Source organism: Clostridioides sp. ES-S-0049-02 (assembly GCF_020658465.1).
Classification (GTDB): domain Bacteria; phylum Bacillota; class Clostridia; order Peptostreptococcales; family Peptostreptococcaceae; genus Clostridioides.
Genome location: NZ_JACVWG010000039.1, coordinates 1 through 2,298 on the forward strand (window position 1 = coordinate 1; position 2,298 = coordinate 2,298).

Consider the following 2,298-nt stretch of genomic DNA (forward strand, 5'->3'; position numbering starts at 1 on the left):
TATTCTTAGTTATATCTGCTGCTACTTTGGCAGCATTAATAGTATCTTTATTTGTCTCATATGTCTTTTTAATACTATATAGTGCATTGATGGTAGAGTAGATTACTTGGAGTTTATTTTTATTGTCCCTTAATTCTTTTTTCTTTTTATTCTTTTCATCTATTAATTTTAACCACTCAACTTCTCTTAACTTAATCATCTCATTATACTTAAGTATTGCAGTAACTAAGTCTTTACTCATCTCACCATTTTCTAAAAAATAAGAGTAGTTTTCAATATATTTATATCCTGTTACAGTAGCTCCAATGATGTCCATTTCTTCATTTCCAACTAAAGTCATTCTAGTGACTATTTCATCTGAATTTCTAGTCTTTTCATGTGATTTTATATAGTTATCATAAGATAATACTAATTCTATATTGTCTCCAAAGCTATCCACATCATATAAATGTACTTTTTTGTTATATGTATCAAACTGAACTACACATCCAAATTCCTCTTTAATATCATTAATTAAAAAATCATGCCAATTACTATCTACACTTTCTTGCCACCTTACCTTTTCTCTTTTTTCTCCTGTCTCAGTAGTTTCATAACCTATTGAATCATCTACATTGCCTAAAGTCCATCCAGTTTCTTCTTTCATATAATCATTGAGACTTATTATTCCAGCGTCCTTATCTTCTGTAAATAGCTGTAGTCCCATATCTTCAATGTTTAAATTTATCTTACCCAGTTTAACTTCTGCGGATGTTGCTCTAATAACTTTATTTTTATATCCATCTTCTTTTATTTCTTTTATTACAAAATACTCTTTATTATCTACACATATAAACCGTTCGTTACTTACTTCATAATACAATGGATTTATTATTTTTTGGAATGAAAAGCGATTTGTTATAAATTTTGGTATGGTAAATTGAATTTCATCTGTACCATCAATGCTACGAGTTAAACTATCTATAAATTCTATTGGAATTTCACCTAGAATTTCTTTGTTAACTTTATGGAGGGTTATATTATACTCTCTTTGGATTTGTTTGAGATTCACATTAAAATGCATATTTTATCACCTTCTTTACATTAAAAAAGTCCATCATTAATGATGGACTAAAATATTTTATTAATTGTTAAATTATGGTATAATTTGTTATAGTAAGGAATTATAAATCGAAAGTGCTAAGAGTGGTTGTTTCTATATTTAGCCTACTTCTTCAAAGGAAGGAGGTGAGCCTCACTTTATTTTTTTATAGGGAGGTGAATTTATGGAAACAGTAGTGTTTAATATTTGCCTAAATATTGTATCAAGTTTAATAGCTTGTTACATATATGATAAAGCAAAAAACCACTCAAACGCCAATAAGAGTGGTTTCAAAAGATAAATTGATTTTTAATTAACTTTAAGGAAGCAATCACTCTTTGTATTAAGTAGATTAAATTCCTTACTTTTATTATACCCTTAAATTTATTAATCTGCAATAATTATAGCTTGAATTATTATAAAAAGAGCCACTTGTTTAAGGTGGCGTAGATAAGTAGTAATTCTTGTATAAAATATTTTCAATCTTCTGTTATTTATATTATAACTTTATTCTACTCTCGTAGTCAATATAATATTAAATTCAACATGATGGTAAATTATGGTATAATAATCTTAGAGACTACATGAAAAACTATTAGGGTGAATTTTCATATACATAAGCCTCCCATGTCAAATAAAGAGGGAGGTGATATTATGAAATATCTGATTTGTTTGCTAACGATAATAACATTTCTTACAACCATAACAGTCAGTTTGATTAAATTGGTTCAGAATTTGAATAGACTCTTTAAAGAGATAGATGAGTTTAGAAAAACGTTGCAAAAAATTAAGAATCACCCGAACGGCAATTCAGGTGATTCTTCTTCCAATTAGCAACTTGCTTATTTTATGAAGAGACACCCTAGCGTAAATAGTTGTAGTCTCTTTTTTTTATGTCTTTAATGATATAATTTATATCATCTATATAACTATTATACTCCAATATTGTCATTATAGTCAATATTGTCATTATCTTCATTAAATATTTTTCTAAAATAAAAAAGTCATCCTATAATAGAATGACTTCTTAGAACATAAGTCTCTTTAAATAAAGAGCGTGTTCGGAATGGTAATTATATTATATCATATCTAACAAAAAGAATCACTAGAATTTTCCAGTGACTCTTTTAATACATACGAACACCAATGAGATATTGTGGTAACTACATTATAACATATATTTTCATAATATTTTAATATTTAGTTTTTCTTACTAT

Annotated in this window: 1 protein-coding gene; it reads right to left on the reverse strand. The window is 26.9% G+C overall.

Annotated features, from left to right (window positions below; translation table 11 throughout):
* Positions 1-1,063, reverse strand: a 1,063-nt coding sequence (locus IC213_RS20270; protein WP_227863575.1) for a phage tail protein, incomplete at its 3' end; no start/stop codon positions are given.
* Positions 1,064-2,298 lie beyond the last annotated feature (1,235 nt).